Genomic DNA, 16,080 nt, shown 5'->3' on the forward strand with positions numbered 1-16,080 from the left:
CTTCTCAAGTGGGTCGGCTCCGGATTGCCATCGCTGTTTTCTTCGGCCTGCTGCTGATCAACCTGATCCCGCTTCCGGCCCTGGCGTCCATTACCCAGTCGCCGCCCTCCCCAGCACTATCCGCTCCACCCAATTCCGTGCCACAGAACTGGCGCATGCTGATCGACCAGTCGGGAGGGCTTACGCTCGACGAGGTGGTTTCCCAGCGCGCACTGTTCCAGCGTCTCGAAAAACTCTCCTACAGCGCTCCGGCCAGCGACCGAGCCGTCTGGCTGCAGGTCAGCCTGCCGTCACTGACACGACCGAAGTGGCTGTGGCTGTTTGCACCGCGAGTGCAGTATCTGGACTTCTACCTGCTGCGTGACGGCAAGCTCGAGCAGCATACGGCGACCGGGGAACTACGTCCCTTCAGCGCCCGGCCACTGCCCAACCGGGCGTACCTGTTCAGCCTTCCCAATGACGGGCAGCCACGCGAGGCCTATATCCGCCTGCAGTCCAGCCATCCGGTGATGACCTGGTTCAAGACCATCGATGAAGCCGGCCTGGTAAGCCTGAGCAAGCCTGCCTACCTATTCGGCGCGCTCTTCGGAGCACTGGCCTTGTTGATGATCTACAACCTGCTGCGCTTTGCCTACACGCTCAGCTACACGCATATCTGGCTGAGCCTGCTGCACGGCGCCCTGCTGGCCTGCGCCATGGCCAATCTCGGGGTCATGGCGGCGTGGCTGCCCTGGCTGACCTACAGTCAGCCGCTGATCGCCGACCTGTCGGCGATGGCCGCCAGCGCCGCGCTGCTCGGCTACACGCTGGGTTTCTTCCATCACCGCAGGCGAACCTGGATCACCTGGCTGTTGGGCATCGAACTCAACCTGGTACTGGCGCTGGCAGCCAGCATCCTGCTCGGTCAGTGGCCGTGGTACAGCTGGCTGATCTATTCGCTGGTGCTGGCCGCATCGTGCAGCACTCTGTTCGTCGCGATCTATCACTGGCGCCAGGGCTATCAGCCGGCGCGCCTGGTGGTGGCCGGAACGACCCTGTTCAACGTAGGCATGATCTTCTTCATGCCCATGTTGCTGGGCTTCGACCAGCTCGACCCGGGCTGGCTGACTGGCGGCCTGTTCAGCCTCGCGACCCTCGCAGGGCTACTACTCAGCTTTGCCCTGCTCGAACGTCAACGGCAGCGCCAGACCGACAGCCGCACCCAATTCACCGCAGCGGCCGTCAGCAGCGCGGAACTCAAGACCAAGGCCGATTTCCTGTCCAAGATCAGCCATGAACTGAGAACGCCAATGAACGGCGTGCTGGGCATGAGCGAATTGCTGCTGGACACATCGCTGTCGGCCAAGCAACGCGACTACGTCCAGACGATTCATAGCTCCGGCAACGAACTGCTCAATCTGATCAACGAGATTCTCGACATTTCCAAGCTGGAATCCGGCCAGATCGAGCTGGATGACGTGCAGTTCGATTTCAACGCACTGATCGAAGACTGTCTGAGCATCTTCCGCGCCAAGGCCGAACAGCAGAAGGTCGAGCTGATCAGCTTTATTCAGCCGCAGCTGCCGCAGGTCGTGACCGGCGATCCGACCCGCCTGCGCCAGACCCTGCTCAACCTGCTGGAGAATGCCTTCAAGCAGACCGACGAAGGCGAGGTGTTGCTGATTGCCGCGGTCGACGGACCGCACGAGAGCCCGCGCCTGCGCATCACCGTGCAGGATAGTGGGCGGCCACTCGAGGCGTTCGAGCGCGATGCGCTGCTCAATGCCGCGGTCGACAGTCATGACTTTCTTGCAGCGACACGCCATGGCGGGCGCCTTGGGCTGATCATCGCGCGCCAGCTGGTGCAACTGATGGATGGTGATTTCGGTATCCAGACTGGCACCAGTCAGGGCAACACCTTGTGGATCAGCCTACCGCTGGCCAGTGAAGGGCTGGCGCAGAGCAATGCCGACCTGGACGGGCCGCTGCAAGGCACTCGCCTGCTGATCGTCGATGACAACGACACCTGCCGCAAGGTACTGGTCCAGCAATGCAGCGGCTGGGGCCTGGAGGTCAGCGCCGTTGCGTCGGGCAAGGAGGCGTTGGCCCTGCTGCGGACCAAGGCGCACCTCAAGGAATACTTCGATGTGGTCCTGCTCGATCAGGACATGCCCGGCATGACCGGCATGCAGCTGGCGAGCAAGATCAAGGAAGATTACAGCCTCAACCATGACGTCCTGCTGATCATGCTCACCGGCATGAGCAGCGCACCGAGCAAGATCATTGCGCGCAATGCGGGTATCAAGCGCATCCTCGCCAAACCGGTCGCCGGTTACACGCTGAAGACCACCTTGGCCGACGAACTCGCGCAGCGCCAGCCGGGCACTCAGCAGCGCCAGGCAACGGTGCCGCAGAACCTGCCCGCGCTCGAAGTCCCGAGTGACTTCCGCATCCTGGTCGCCGAGGACAACAGTATTTCCACCAAGGTCATCCGCGGCATGTTGAACAAACTCAACCTGCAACCGGACACCGCCTGCAACGGCGAAGAGGCGCTGGAGGCGATCAAGGCGCAGCCGTATGACCTGGTCCTGATGGATTGCGAGATGCCCGTGCTCGACGGCTTTCAGGCCACTCACCAGCTGCGTGAATGGGAAGTCAGGAATGCGCGCCGGCGTACTCCCGTCGTTGCCCTGACTGCGCATATCCTCAGCGAGCACCGCGACCGCGCGCGAGAAGCTGGCATGGACGGTCATATGGCCAAGCCGGTGGAACTCTCGAACCTGCGCGAACTTGTCGACCACTGGGTTCGCGTCAAGCAGGCAGAGAGCGTCGACTGACCGCGCCCTACCGTCCCCGCAGGTTTCCAATCCCTCACAACAGTCGACGTCCCAATCTCCACTGGCACCGCTTCTACATCCCCTGCACCACATGCACAGCATCGCCTCAGGCTACCGATGTCCAGACGACCGCCCAGGCATTGGCGCTCTCCTGCGGGATACCAATCCAAGCGGAACCTCCTCCTGCCGGTCCGAGCGAGAAGACCACTCGGGTGAAAAACTGAACAAAACCGGTCGCCAGCTGCCGATTGTTTGACGATTCGAGAACAGGTGGAGGTTTGGCATGGCGGTCGATCAGGGATGAGTGTGCTTCAGCGCAAGACGTGGCCAATCCTCTTCCCTCAAGGAGCCACGTGATGATGAAGCGGAGCGATGTCGCCTGGACCCTCATCGGAGTCCTGGCCGTGCTGCTGTCCGGCTACCTGCTGTACCACGAAGTGCGCAACATCTCACTCAGCGAGCTCACCGACAGCCTGCAGGCGATCGGCGCGCGGCGTTGGCTGCTGGCCGCGCTGTCGACCCTGGGCGCCTATGTCGCGCTGGCCTGGTACGACCGCATCGCGATGGCTCATCTGGGCAAGAAGATGTCCTGGTGGTTCATCGCACTCTGTTCCTTCACCACCTACGCGCTGGCGCACAACATCGGCGCATCGGTGTTTTCCGGCGCCCTGGTGCGCTATCGCGCCTACCGCAGCCGGGGCCTGACGCCCCAGGAAATCGGCATCCTGATCGTCTTCTGCTCGCTGACCTTCGCGCTGGGCACCCTGCTCGCCGGGGGCGCCGTGCTGATTCTGAAACCGCAGCTTCTTCATCGGGCTGTCGATAGCGACAGCTGGGTATCCATCGCCGTCGGTTCGACCCTGCTCATGCTGGTCGCGCTCTATGCGTTCGGCGCATGGCGTCAGTTGCCACCGTGGCGGCTGGGCAAATGGCACATCGAGTACCCGCGACTGCCAATCGTCGGCCGTCAGCTGCTGGCGGGCCCGCTTGAGCTGCTCTGCGCCGCGGCGATCATCTACTTCGCGCTGCCGCCGGAACACAACCCGGGCTATCTGACCATCCTCGGCGTATTCCTCGCCTCCTTCACCCTGGCATTGCTGTCCCACGCACCCGGCGGGCTCGGTGTGCTGGAGCTGACCTTCGTAGCCGCCCTTCCGGAAATTCCCACGGTGGACGTGCTGGCAGCACTCATCGTGTTCCGCGGTTTCTATCTGCTACTGCCCTTCGCTCTGGCCATGATCGTCGTACTGATATTCGAGTACGGCCAATGGCGCGCGAAACGCAGCGCAGCGTCCGAACATTGATGCTGGGGAAACGATACCAATCGCCATCCCGACGAAGATGGTATGGCGAATGACCGCAACACAGGCGATCATGCAGCCCTCTCCAGACCAACCCGATGTCATGACCGATACCGACCAGACCCACGCCGAACACAAACCGCGCCCGCTAATCGACCTGGCCGTCAGCATCCTGATTCCCTCGCTGATCCTGATGAAGCTCAGTGGTGAAGACCGCCTCGGCGCAGACGGTGCACTGCTGCTTGCCCTGGCCTTTCCGCTGGGCTGGGGGCTGTGGGAGCTGGCCAAATACCGCAAGTTCAACTGGATAGCCCTGCTCGGCCTGATCAGCGTGCTGCTGACTGGCGGCATCGGGCTGCTTCAGCTCGATACCCAGTGGCTCGCCATCAAGGAAGCAGCGGTTCCCGGCATCATCGGCATCGCCGTGCTGGCCTCGACGCGCACCCGCTACCCGCTGATTCGCACCCTGCTGTACAACCCTAAAGTGCTCAACGTGGACAAGATCCACGAACAGCTCGAGCAAAACGGCCAGGTCGAACACTTCGAAACGCGGCTGCTGCGGGCGACCTACCTGCTCAGCGGCACCTTCTTCTTCTCGTCGTTCATGAATTACGTGCTGGCCAAATGGATCGTCAACAGCCCCGCCGGCAGCGAAGCCTTCAACGCCGAACTGGGCCGCATGACCCTGCTCAGCTACCCGATGATCGCCATTCCCAGCATGTTGATGATGATGGCGATCTTCTTCTACCTCTGGCGCACCATCCACGGGCTGACCGGCCTGCGACTCGAGGACATCATGGCAACCTCGGCGCAGGAACCGCGCAGCTAACAAATAGCCGCGCATGAAAAAGGCCGGCGGGCTTGCGCCGGCCGGCCTGTCGCCCCCGCTCGTCAGAACAGCAGCTTGAATATCCCGATCACCACGATCAGGCCGATGATGAAGATGATGCCTGCGGTCCCGCCGATGAATTTCAACATGCCGTGCTCTCCGGTTTTTTCAGGTCTGTGATTTTTGTGACAGTCCTGTCCCGGAGCCGTTCGTCAAAACTGCAGCGGAGTCCTAGTCGCTGACCGCTGAGCGTTCCACTAGCCAGCCGCAAGCAGCATCCATAGCGGCAGGCTGATGAGTGCAGTCACGGTCGAGAGAAACACGGTCGAGCTGACCGCTCGCGTGTCCTCGGAATGCTTGACGAACGCCAGCACGTTAACGCCGCTCGGGCAGGCTGCAAGCAGCACCAGCACGTTGCGTGCATCCTGATTCAGCCCTGGCAGCAACCCGCTCAGCCACCAGACCAGTGCCGGAAACGCCGCCAGTTTGACCAGCGTCAGCAGCAGCGCCGTCCCGTTTGGCCGCAGGCGATAGCGCGACAGGCTTATGCCCAGCACCATCAGCGCACAGGGCAATGCCGCCTGCGCCAGCCATACAGCGACGCGCCAGAGCGGCTCGGGCAGCTCGAGCCCGGATAGATTCAACAGGGCACCGAGCACCAGACCGATGATCAGCGGATTCGCCAGATTCCTCAGCAGCGCCGGAGCGCTGACCTTGTCGCCGTCACCCAGTGCCGCGTAGAAGCTCTGCAGCGAGAACAGGACGAGACTGTGAAACACCAGGATGGCGAACACATAGACCAGGCTTTCAGCGCCAAGCAGCGTGGTCACCAGCGGGATGCCGACCAATACGTTGTTCGAGTAGGCGGCCGTAAGACCAAGCGGAGTGGCGCGCCCGGCGCGGCGGTGAGCGACCAGATTGACCAGCAGGAACACCAGCAGCACCGGTACGAAATAGGCCAGCAGCAGCATTGGCGACATGCCATTACTCAGCTCGGCGCGGGCGATCCCGGTAAACAGCACTGCCGGCATGAACAGCTTGAAGGTGACACTGGCCAGCCCGGCCGCTCCTTCGTTGTTGAGCCATTGCCGCCAGCCGAACAGATAGCCGAGCGTGATCAGACCGAAGATCGGCAGGATTGCCAACACCACTACCATGCTGCGCCCCTTCTAGAGCCGAACGTCAGGCCACGCCTTGGCGCGGGGGCGCAAGAATACACCGGAGGTCAGGGAAATCGCACGGCGCCGGGTAACTGCCGTGCACTTTCTGTCAGGCGCGGGAGGACCGCTCACGGCTGATCGCCGGGTGCTCCTGCTGACGCAGGATCGCCAGCACATCGGCCAGGTCTTCCTGCCAGTGACGGGGCGCGAGGTCAAAGGTCGACTCGAAGCGGCTGCAGTCGAGCACCGACCAGGCCGGCCGCCGGGCGGGAGTCGGGTACTGCGCCGTGGCAATCGGCGACACCGTCGGCTGCCGCGAGATCAGCCCGGCGCCTTCGCCCTGACGGAAGATTTCCACGGCGAAGTCATACCACGAACAAGCCGGTACGCCGCTGTAGTGGTACACCCCCCAGGCGAGATCCGCGCCGGCTGCGTAGCGGCGTGCCAGTTCGAGCAACACCGAAGCGATGCTGCCAGCCTGGGTGGGGCAGCCTATCTGGTCGCTCACCACACCAAGCGCATCGCGCTGCCGGGCGAGCCGCAGCATGGTCTTGACGAAGTTGTGCCCGTGCACGCCATAAACCCAGCTGGTGCGAAGGATCAGATGCGATTGCAGACGCCCTCGGATCGCTTCCTCGCCCGCCAGCTTGCTCGCTCCGTAGACGCCGGTCGGACCGGTTTCGTCGCTCTCGGTATAGGGGCGATCGGCCTCACCGGAGAACACATAGTCGGTGGATATATGGAACAACGGAACGCCAGCGTGCTCGGCCGCCTCGGCGAGGTGGCGTGCGCCGTCGCGGTTTACCGCATAGGCCTGCTCACGATGAGATTCGGCATTGTCCACATGGGTATAGGCGGCCGCATTGATGATCAGCCCAGGACGTTGACGCATCACTGCCGCAACCTGCTCGGGTTGCGCGATGTCCAGCTGGGCCCGTGCAGGCGCCAGCACCTCCAGCCCGAAACTTGCTGCCCGTTCCACCAGTTCTCGACCCACTTGGCCGCCGGCACCGCAAACCAGGATTCGCATTCTTTGTAGCCTCATCGACGACGCCCGCGCCAGGCGCGAGCGTCCGAAATTAGTTTCATCCACGGTGCTACACGCGCATCAGAGATGTCGCGCTGTCGCCGCAGGAGCCATCGAAAACGGGCTGGAACGCGTCGTAACGCCGCGTCGAACAGCGGAGCAGAGCCTTCCCGTAAGTGATGGATGTGGTTTCCAGCCTCGTTGAGGCCAGACGAAAGGCGCTTTGTTCCCGAGCCGGGCAGAAAAATTTTCCAACCGTCACGACCGTCCGCCCATCAGAGCAATACCGGCAATCGGCCAGTAATACGCAACTCCTCGACGGAAATATCGACGCCGTAAGCCAGTACTTCCACGCCTGCCGCCTGCGCTTCCCGCAGCGCAGCGGCATAGGCCGGATCGATCTCCTCGGCCGGCCGCACTGCTTCGATGCCGCTCAAATTGACGCAGTACAGCTGCACCGCACGCACACCGGCACGGGCCAGCGTCGCCAGCTCACGCAGGTGCCTGGCGCCGCGTGTCGTTACGGCGTCGGGAAAGGCCGCCACTGGCGTTTCAGCAAAGCCGAGGGTGACACTCTTCACCTCGACGAAGGCGGCAGTCCCGGCGTAGTCGAGACGAAAATCCACTCGGCTGTTCTCCACACCATAAGCCACCTCGCGCTTGAGCGTCGTGAAACCGGCCAACTCGGCAATCTGCCCGTTCAGCAGCGCCTCCTCGACCAGCGGATTAGCCCGCGCCGTGTTCACGCACGCCAACCGCCCCTGCGGGGTTTCGACCAGCTCCCAGGTCCCCGGCAGTTTGCGCCGTGGATCGCTGCTGCGCTGGAACCACACCCGCGCACCCTCGCCCATGCAATTGAGCATCGAGCCGGTGTTGGGGCAGTGGATGCACAGCGCTTCGCCCTCGTCGGTGATGATATCGGCAAGAAAACGCTTGTAGCGCCTGACCAGTCGCCCCTGCTCCAGCGGTTGCGCGAAACGCATCAGGATTGCCAGCTGCGCAAGCCGCGGGCAATGCGCTCGACAGCCTGTTCCAGGCGCGGCAGGTCCTGGGTGTAGGCGAAACGCACATGATGTCCGGCCTGGAAACGACCGAAATCCAGGCCTGGGGTGATCGCGACGAACTCTGTTTCCAGCATGTGCTGGCAGAACGCATAGGCATCGCCGCCAAAGGCGCTGATGTCGGCGTACAGATAGAACGCGCCCTGCGGCTCGACCGCGATACCGAAGCCGAGCTCCCGCAAGGCTGGCAAGAGGAAATCACGGCGGCGGGCGAACTCGCCGCGGCGCGCCTCGAGAATCTCCAGCGTCGCCGGCTGGAAACACGCCAGGGCCGCGTGCTGAGCCATGCTCGGGGCGCTGATGTAGAGGTTCTGCGCAAGCTTCTCCAGCTCCGGAACGGCTGCCGGCGGCGCCACCAGCCAGCCCAGGCGCCAGCCGGTCATTCCGAAATATTTGGAGAAGCTGTTGAGCACGAAGGCGTCGTCGTCGACTTCCAGCACGCTTGCCGCGTCCACGCCATAGGTCAGCCCGTGGTAGATCTCATCGACCACCAAATGGCCGCCACGCGCTTTCAGCGCTGCCGAAAGCCCAGCCAGCTCCTCGCGATCCAGCAGCGTCCCGGTGGGATTGGCCGGCGAGGCGACCAGCGCACCGACGCTGTCGCGATCCCAGTAGCGCTCGACCAGCTCCGGAGTCAGCTGATAACGAACCTCCGGGCCGACCGGCACCAGTTGCGCGGCACCTTCGACCAGGCGCAGAAAATGCCGGTTGCAGGGGTAACCCGGATCGGCGAGCAGCCAGTGCTTGCCGGGGTCCACCAGCAGGCTGGCAGCCAGCAGCAACGCGCCGGAGCCGCCGGGCGTAATCAGGATGCGTTCGGGGTCAATGGATAATCCGTAGCGCTGCGCATAGAAACCGGCAATAGCTTCACGCAGCTGCGGCAGGCCGCGCGCCGGGGTATAGCGCGTGTGCCCGGCGGCCAGCGCGGCCTGCCCTGCCGCCACGATGGGCGCCGCGGTGGTGAAGTCCGGCTCGCCGATTTCCAAATGAATGACGTCGTGGCCTTGAACTTGCAACTGGTTGGCCCGCTCCAAAAGCGCCATGACGTGGAAAGGTTCGATTGCGCGGCTGCGCGCACTGTATGACGAGGTCATCTGACCTTCCTGTTGAGAACGAAACGTGAATTCTACCCAAGGTCCCGATACCGCTGCAGTTACTGTTGGATTCGGGAGTAGCGCGCCCCGATCCGATCTGGTAAGTTCGCCCGCTTGCAGCCGCAGGGCCGGCACGGGCCGGCAAGGGACAAATCATCCTGCGCAATGGACATAGCGAGAGGCGTTCATCCATGCCCATTACCAAAGAAACACCGTCGAGCAAGCAACTGATTCGCGCCTTCGAGCCCTATAAGGAAAGCAAGGGCGAGGAATACATGAGCGACAAGATGCGCGCCCATTTCACCGGCATCCTGAACAAGTGGAAACAGGAGCTGATGGAAGAGGTCGATCGCACCGTGCACCACATGCAGGACGAGGCTGCCAACTTCCCTGATCCGGCCGACCGTGCCAGCCAGGAAGAAGAGTTCAGCCTGGAACTGCGCGCCCGCGACCGCGAGCGCAAGCTGATCAAGAAGATCGACGAGACGCTGCAGCTGATCGAAGACAACGAGTACGGCTGGTGCGATTCCTGCGGCGTCGAGATCGGCATCCGCCGACTGGAAGCCCGCCCTACCGCTACGCTCTGCATCGACTGCAAGACGCTGGCGGAGATCAAGGAAAAGCAGATCGGTTCCTGATCCCGAACGGGGCGCTTCGGCGCCCCGCTTCATTTCCAGGCTCTGCAGCGTTTCATCCGCCCCGCCATCCCAGATAGCGCCGGCCCCAACATGCCCTTTCCTGCCCCGTCCCAAGCCCATCGCTACGTCGGCCGTTTTGCCCCGACACCCAGCGGCTATCTGCATTTCGGCTCACTGGTGGCCGCCCTCGCTTCCTATCTTGACGCCCGCGCGGTCGGCGGCCGCTGGCTGCTGCGCATGGAAGACATCGACCCGCCACGGGAGATGCCCGGCGCCCAGCGAGCCATCGTCGAGACGCTGTCGAGCTACGGATTCGAATGGGACGGCGAAATGTTGCGCCAGAGCGAGCGTCAGGTCGCCTACGGCGCCGCCATCGAGCGCCTGCTGGATGAAGGCTTGGCGTATGCCTGCACCTGCTCGCGCAAGCAGCTCGAAAGCTATCCGGGCCCCTACCCGGGTTTCTGCCGCAACGCCGGCCACGGTCTCGACGACGCCGCCATACGCCTGCAGGTGCCTGATAGCGCGTACGGCTTCACCGACCGCGTGCAGGGCGAATTCCGCCAGCATCTGGGTCGCGAGGTCGGCGACTTCGTGATCCGCCGTCGCGACGGCTTGATCGCCTATCAGCTGGCGGTGGTGCTGGATGACGCATGGCAGGGAGTAACCGACGTCGTACGCGGTGCCGATCTGCTCGACTCCACGCCGCGCCAGCTGTACCTGCAGGAAGTGCTCGGTCTACCCCAGCCGCGCTATCTGCATCTGCCGCTGATCATCCAGCCGGATGGACACAAGCTGGGCAAGAGTTACCGCTCGCCACCCTTGCAGCCTCACGAGGCCTGTCCGCTGCTGCTGCGTGCTTTGCGCGCGCTGGGCCAGCAACCGCCCACAGAGCTGAACGACGCACTGCCAGCCGACATCCTCGCTTGGGCGGTGCTGCACTGGGACGCTCAGCGCATCCCTCGCACACGGACACTGGCCGAATCGCAGCTGCGCTAGGCGGATTGCCACGCTGCGCCAGCTTTTGCCTGCCGCAGGTGGCTTGCCGCCCGCCGCTGCTCTACCATCGCCCCACTTCCGACACGAGACCCGGCATGTATATCTACCGACTGGTGCTGCTCCTGGTGGTGGGGATCTATCTGTTCTCCCCCGCCATCATGGACTGGTGGATCGACCCCAACGGGGCCTGGTATCGGCCCTACGTGCTGTGGCTGATCCTCATCGTGGTGACCTTCATCCTCCAGAGCCAGCGTGATGCAGACGAGCTTTAGCCTGAGCCACCTGATCCTGATCAGCGTTGCCTACCTGATCATGCTGTTCGGCGTCGCTTGGGTCAGCGAGCGCGGATTGATTCCACGCTGGGTGATCCGCCACCCGCTGACCTACACATTGTCGCTGGGCGTCTACGCCAGCGCCTGGGCCTTCTACGGCACGGTTGGCCTGGCCTACCAGTACGGTTACGGCTTTCTCGCCACCTATCTGGGGGTTTGCGGCGCGTTCCTGCTGGCGCCGGTGCTGCTCTATCCGATCCTGCGGATCACCCGCACCTACCAGCTCTCGTCACTGGCCGATCTGGTCGCCTTCCGCTTTCGCAGCACCTGGAGCGGGGCGCTGACCACGCTGGTCATGCTGATCGGCATGCTGCCGTTGCTCGCCCTGCAGATCCAGGCGGTGGCCGACGCCATCGGCATTCTCACTCTGGAGCCGCTGCAGGAGCGCGTGGCGCTGGGCTATTGCCTGATGATCATGCTGTTCACCATCCTCTTCGGCGCCCGCCACATCGCCACGCGGGAGAAGCACGAAGGCCTGGTGTTCGCCATCGCCTTCGAATCCATCGTCAAGCTGGTGACCTTCGGTGCCATCGGCCTCTACGCCCTGTATGTGGTATTCGGCGGCCCGCATCAGCTGGAGATCTGGCTGCTGCAGAACCAGTCGGCGCTGCAGGCATTGCACACGCCCTTGCAGGAAGGGCCCTGGCGCACACTGCTGCTGGTGTTCTTTGCCTCGGCCATCGTGATGCCGCACATGTATCACATGACCTTCACCGAGAACCTCGATCCTCGCGGCCTGGTGGGCGCCAGCTGGGGCCTGCCACTCTATCTGCTGCTGATGAGCCTGGCCGTGCCGCTGATCCTCTGGGCCGGACTCAAGCTGGGGGTCAGCACCAACCCCGAGTACTTCACCTTAGGTCTGGGCATCGCCGCACAGAGCGAAATCCTGGCGCTGCTGGCCTTCGTCGGCGGTCTCTCGGCATCCAGCGGGCTGATCATCGTCAGCACCCTGGCACTGTCGGGCATGGCGCTCAACCACTTGGTGCTGCCGCTGTATCAGCCATCCAGCGAAGGCAACATCTACCGCTGGCTGAAGTGGACGCGCCGCAGCCTGATCTTCGCCATCATCATGGCCGGCTACGGCTTCTACCTGCTGCTCGGTGCCGAGCAGGACCTGTCCAACCTCGGCATCGTCGCCTTCGTCGCCACCCTGCAGTTCCTGCCGGGCGTGCTGTCCGTGCTCTACTGGCCGACCGCCAATCGCCGCGGCTACATCGCGGGCCTGCTGGCCGGCATCGGCGTCTGGGTAGTGACCATGCTGCTACCGCTGGTGGGCAACCTGGACGGCTTCTACATTCCGCTGTTCAACGTCGTCTATGTACTGGACGACACCAGCTGGCACCTGGCGGCAATCGCGTCACTGGCGGTCAACGTCCTGGCGTTCTCGCTGTTCTCGATCTTCAGTGAAACCAGCCCCGAGGAGCAGAGCGCTGCCGAGGCCTGCGCCGTAGAGAACGTCCGCCGCCCGCAACGGCGCGAACTGATCGCCGCCTCACCACAGGAGTTCGCCACCCAGCTGGCCAAGCCACTGGGCGCCAAGACCGCGCAACGGGAGGTGGAACAGGCCCTGCGCGATCTGCAGCTACCGTTCGACGAGCATCGCCCCTACGCGCTGCGCCGCCTGCGCGATCGTATCGAAGCCAATCTCTCCGGCCTGATGGGCCCCAGCGTAGCCCAGGACATCGTCGAGAATTTCCTGGCCTACAAGAACGGTGCCGACGGCTACATCACCGAGGACATCCACTTCATCGAAAGCCGGCTGGAGGAGTATCACTCGCGCCTGACCGGCCTGGCCGCAGAATTGGACGCCCTGCGCCGCTATCACCGGCAAACACTGCAGGAGCTGCCCATGGGCGTCTGCTCGCTGGCCAAGGATCAGGAAATCCTCATGTGGAACCGTGCGCTCGAGGAACTCACCGAGATCCCCGCGCTGCAAGTCGTCGGCTCGCGCCTGACGACCATCGCCGAACCCTGGCGCAGCCTGCTGAGCGACTTCATCGAGCAGGCCGATGAACACCTGCACAAGCAGCGGCTGGCGCACAACGGCCATCGCCGCTGCCTCAACCTGCACAAGGCAGCCATTGCCGAGCCACTGGCACCGGGCAACAGCGGCCTCGTGCTGCTGGTCGAGGACCTGACCGAAACACAGCAGCTCGAAGACCGCCTGGTTCACTCCGAACGCCTGGCGAGCATTGGCCGCCTGGCCGCCGGCGTGGCGCACGAGATCGGCAACCCGATCACCGGCATCGCCTGCCTGGCGCAGAACCTGCGGGACGAACGCGAAGGCGACGGGGAGATCGTCGAGATCAGCGGCCAGATCATCGAGCAGACCAAACGCGTATCGCGCATCGTGCAATCGCTGATGAGCTTCGCCCATGCCGGCGAGCGACAGCACCAGCTGTATCCGGTGAGCCTGGCGCAGGTGACGCAGGACGCCATCGGCCTGCTCTCGCTCAACCGCAACCGCACCGAAGTGCAGTTCATCAACATCTGCGATCCGACGCACTTCGCCGAGGGCGATCCACAGCGGCTCGCCCAGGTGCTGATCAACCTGCTATCCAACGCCCGCGACGCGTCGCCGCAAGGCGGCTTGATCCGCATCAGCAGCGAAGTTGCCGAACAGACTGTGTACCTGACGGTGGAAGACGAAGGCAGCGGCATTCCGAAGGACATCCAGGACCGGCTGTTCGAGCCATTCTTCACCACCAAGGACCCTGGCGAAGGCACCGGCCTGGGCCTCGCGCTGGTCTATTCGATCATTGAAGAGCATTATGGCCAGATCGATATCGACAGCCCGGCCGACCCGGAAACACAGCGCGGCACCCGTTTTCGCATCACCCTGCCGCGGCATGTCGAAGCGTCCCATGCCGTAAGTTGAAGAGGCGACTGCCGTGCCGGCCCTTTGCCGGTTATGCCTCCAGACCGTCGAGAGAGTACTGATGTCACACATTCTGATCGTCGAAGACGAAACCATCATCCGCTCCGCCCTGCGACGCCTCCTCGAGCGTAACCAGTACGAGGTCAGCGAAGCCGGCTCGGTGCAGGAAGCACAGGAGCGCTACAGCATCCCGGGTTTCGACCTCATCGTCAGCGACCTGAGACTTCCCGGCGCCCCCGGCACCGAGCTGATCAAGCTCGCCGAAGGTACCCCGGTGCTGATCATGACCAGCTACGCCAGCCTGCGCTCGGCCGTGGACTCGATGAAGATGGGCGCAGTCGACTACATCGCCAAACCGTTCGACCATGACGAGATGCTGCAGACCGTGGCACGCATCCTCACCGACCATCAGCACAACGCAGCGACACAAGCGCAGCCCTCCCGTGGCGCAAGCGCCGCCTCAGCGACAACCGACCGAGAAGACATCGGCATCATCGGCCACTGCGCGCCCATGCAGGACCTGTTCGGCAAGATCCGCAAGGTCGCCCCGACCGACTCCAACGTGCTGATCCAGGGCGAATCGGGCACCGGCAAGGAACTGGTCGCTCGCGCGCTGCATAACCTCTCGCGCCGCGCCAAGGCCCCGATGATTTCCGTCAACTGCGCGGCCATCCCGGAAACGCTGATCGAATCCGAACTGTTCGGACACGAGAAAGGCGCCTTCACCGGCGCCAGCGCTGGCCGCGCTGGGCTGGTCGAAGCCGCTGACGGTGGCACGCTGTTCCTCGACGAGATCGGCGAACTGCCGCTTGAGGCACAGGCACGTCTGCTCCGGGTCCTGCAGGAAGGCGAGATCCGCCGGGTTGGTTCGGTGCAGTCACAAAAGGTCGACGTACGCCTGATCGCTGCCACGCACCGCGACCTGAAAACCCTGGCCAAGACCGGCCAGTTCCGTGAAGACCTCTATTACCGCCTGCACGTCATCGCGCTCAAGCTGCCGCCGCTGCGTGAGCGAGGTGGTGACGTGCTGGAGATCGCCAAAGCCTTCCTGGCACGCCAGGGTGAGCGCATGAGCAGCGACGAGCTGCATTTTTCCCGCGATGCCGAGCAGGCGATCCGTCACTACTCGTGGCCGGGCAACGTTCGCGAGCTGGAAAACGCGATCGAGCGCGCAGCCATTCTCAGCGAAAGCCCGGAGATCGATGCCGAGCTGCTGGGCATCGATATCGAGCTGGACGAACTGGACGACGATTTCGACGAGCCCCTTGGCACCATTCGCGGCATTGCCACGGGCAACGAGCCGACCGAGGATCTGTCGCTGGAGGACTACTTCCAGCACTTCGTGCTCGAGCATCAGGATCACATGACCGAGACCGAGCTGGCTCGCAAGCTGGGCATCAGCCGCAAATGTCTGTGGGAACGCCGCCAGCGCCTGGGCATTCCGCGGCGCAAGTCGAGTAGCGCGGCCGGGTAATCTGTTACCGCCCGCCATGACTCGTAACAAAAACCGGGAGCAACGGTAACGCTGCCCCGGTTTTTTATTGCCCCCTCAGTCTAGATAATTACCAAGCCGTTGATAAATAAGGATTTTCTAAAGCTGGCACGGCAACTGCTTACGTACAGGAACAACAACAATAACAAGCAGACCCCACAATAAGAACAAGACGTAACGGCTCCAGCAAAATAACGACAAGAAGGCGGAGGCGCAGCTAACTGATTCTTTTGGAGAGGACTTGCCACGGGGTTCGCCCCACGACCAGGCCGAGAACAACAAAAAACTGCATCAGCAGGGCCCGCACTGGTTGGATCGAAGATCAAGGCAAAGTCAGCGACCAAAGAAATCCGTTTGCTATTAGCTCCCAGTGTGGAGTGCTCCTGACGGCCACGGCCCGATGGAACAGGCGAACAACAAAAACAGCAACGCCTGAGCGACTAATAACAATAAAGC

The 16,080-nt window shown here is 63.1% G+C and carries 13 protein-coding genes; 8 read left to right on the plus strand and 5 right to left on the minus strand.

Features of this window, described 5'->3' with window-relative positions; all coding sequences use genetic code 11:
- The first annotated feature begins 8 nt into the window (after nucleotides 1-8).
- The 3 genes from F753_RS41500 to F753_RS41510 all read left to right on the plus strand — a co-directional run bounded on the left by F753_RS41500 (nucleotide 9) and on the right by F753_RS41510 (nucleotide 4,946).
- Nucleotides 9-2,816 carry a hybrid sensor histidine kinase/response regulator gene (locus F753_RS41500; protein ID WP_023446140.1) on the plus strand — a complete coding sequence of 936 codons (2,808 nt, stop codon included), beginning with the start codon at nucleotides 9-11 and terminating at the stop codon, nucleotides 2,814-2,816.
- A gap of 356 nt (nucleotides 2,817-3,172) precedes the next feature.
- The gene (locus F753_RS41505) at nucleotides 3,173-4,120 is read left to right on the plus strand and encodes a lysylphosphatidylglycerol synthase transmembrane domain-containing protein (RefSeq protein WP_023446141.1); all 948 of its coding nucleotides are present in this window, start codon (nucleotides 3,173-3,175) and stop codon (nucleotides 4,118-4,120) included.
- Between the two features lie 100 nt (nucleotides 4,121-4,220).
- The gene (locus tag F753_RS41510) at nucleotides 4,221-4,946 is read left to right on the plus strand and encodes a VC0807 family protein (protein WP_023446142.1); all 726 of its coding nucleotides are present in this window, start codon (nucleotides 4,221-4,223) and stop codon (nucleotides 4,944-4,946) included.
- Nucleotides 4,947-5,008: 62 nt separating this feature from the next.
- Here F753_RS41510 and F753_RS50370 read toward each other — a convergent pair whose 3' ends face one another.
- The 5 genes from F753_RS50370 to F753_RS41530 form a co-directional block, all read right to left on the minus strand.
- A complete protein-coding gene (locus F753_RS50370; RefSeq protein WP_443977743.1) occupies nucleotides 5,009-5,095 on the minus strand; it encodes a small membrane protein YohP in 87 nt (28 codons plus the stop codon).
- A 108-nt stretch (nucleotides 5,096-5,203) separates the two neighbouring features.
- Nucleotides 5,204-6,103, minus strand: coding sequence for an AEC family transporter (locus F753_RS41515; protein ID WP_023446143.1), 900 nt, complete (start codon nucleotides 6,101-6,103; stop codon nucleotides 5,204-5,206).
- Between the two features lie 112 nt (nucleotides 6,104-6,215).
- Entirely contained in the window at nucleotides 6,216-7,136 is a 921-nt protein-coding gene (gene rfbD, locus F753_RS41520; protein ID WP_023446144.1) for a dTDP-4-dehydrorhamnose reductase, read from the minus strand.
- Nucleotides 7,137-7,408: 272 nt separating this feature from the next.
- The gene (gene sfsA / locus F753_RS41525; RefSeq protein WP_023446145.1) at nucleotides 7,409-8,116 is read right to left on the minus strand and encodes a DNA/RNA nuclease SfsA; all 708 of its coding nucleotides are present in this window, start codon (nucleotides 8,114-8,116) and stop codon (nucleotides 7,409-7,411) included.
- The gene (locus tag F753_RS41530) at nucleotides 8,116-9,288 is read right to left on the minus strand and encodes a pyridoxal phosphate-dependent aminotransferase (protein WP_023446146.1); all 1,173 of its coding nucleotides are present in this window, start codon (nucleotides 9,286-9,288) and stop codon (nucleotides 8,116-8,118) included. Before F753_RS41530 ends, sfsA begins: the two co-directional genes overlap by 1 nt.
- Before the next feature lie 191 nt (nucleotides 9,289-9,479).
- On the opposite strand from F753_RS41530, the gene dksA reads away from it, so the two are divergent.
- The 5 genes from dksA (at nucleotide 9,480) to F753_RS41555 (ending at nucleotide 15,606) form a co-directional block, all read left to right on the plus strand.
- Nucleotides 9,480-9,926, plus strand: a complete 447-nt coding sequence (dksA, locus tag F753_RS41535; RefSeq protein ID WP_003284903.1) for an RNA polymerase-binding protein DksA — start codon at nucleotides 9,480-9,482, stop codon at nucleotides 9,924-9,926.
- A gap of 90 nt (nucleotides 9,927-10,016) precedes the next feature.
- Nucleotides 10,017-10,922: a tRNA glutamyl-Q(34) synthetase GluQRS gene (gene gluQRS, locus F753_RS41540; protein ID WP_023446147.1), complete on the plus strand. Its 906-nt coding sequence runs from the start codon at nucleotides 10,017-10,019 to the stop codon at nucleotides 10,920-10,922.
- 95 nt (nucleotides 10,923-11,017) lie between these two features.
- Nucleotides 11,018-11,194: a hypothetical protein gene (locus F753_RS49610; protein WP_003284901.1), complete on the plus strand. Its 177-nt coding sequence runs from the start codon at nucleotides 11,018-11,020 to the stop codon at nucleotides 11,192-11,194.
- Complete coding sequence (locus tag F753_RS41550) at nucleotides 11,178-14,132, plus strand: sensor histidine kinase (RefSeq protein WP_023446148.1); 2,955 nt, start codon at nucleotides 11,178-11,180, stop codon at nucleotides 14,130-14,132. Before F753_RS49610 ends, F753_RS41550 begins: the two co-directional genes overlap by 17 nt.
- Before the next feature lie 61 nt (nucleotides 14,133-14,193).
- Nucleotides 14,194-15,606, plus strand: a complete 1,413-nt coding sequence (locus tag F753_RS41555; RefSeq protein WP_014819253.1) for a sigma-54-dependent transcriptional regulator — start codon at nucleotides 14,194-14,196, stop codon at nucleotides 15,604-15,606.
- Nucleotides 15,607-16,080 lie beyond the last annotated feature (474 nt).

This window comes from Stutzerimonas chloritidismutans AW-1 (genome assembly GCF_000495915.1).
Taxonomy (GTDB): domain Bacteria; phylum Pseudomonadota; class Gammaproteobacteria; order Pseudomonadales; family Pseudomonadaceae; genus Stutzerimonas; species Stutzerimonas chloritidismutans.